The sequence below is a fragment of the Sedimentibacter sp. B4 genome (assembly GCF_000309315.1).
Classification (GTDB): domain Bacteria; phylum Bacillota; class Clostridia; order Tissierellales; family Sedimentibacteraceae; genus Sedimentibacter; species Sedimentibacter saalensis.
This window is the reverse complement of sequence record NZ_CANG01000093.1, coordinates 1-310: the sequence shown is the minus strand read 5'-3', so window position 1 is coordinate 310 and position 310 is coordinate 1. Positions and strand designations below refer to the sequence as shown.

Genomic DNA, 310 nt, shown 5'->3' with positions numbered 1-310 from the left:
CTCCAGTAGCCGAGGTTCGCCCAGGGGTTGTCGGGTTCGGGCACCTCCCAGTCGATTCCGCTGCGGGAGATGCGGTAGGGGTTGTAGCCGTCGACGGTGGTCGCGTTGACGAAGATGCAGATCATGTTCTCCAGGTAGTCGGGGTGCGACCAGGCCAGGGCCTCCCAGTTCTGGAAGATGTCCCGCCAGTTCCCCTGATAGCCGACGATCGGCCCACCGGAGGGGTCGAGGAGGCGGATCTCGAAGCGGTTCCACGGTCGGCTCGGGTCGCCGTGGCGCCGGCTGAACATCAAGGGCAGGTATTCCCGGG

At 65.8% G+C, this 310-nt stretch carries 1 protein-coding gene; it reads right to left on the bottom strand.

Annotation, left to right across the window (positions count from 1 at the left end; translation table 11 throughout):
• The coding region (locus BN358_RS26080) for a hypothetical protein (protein ID WP_198018367.1) at positions 1-310 on the bottom strand (310 nt) is incomplete at both ends.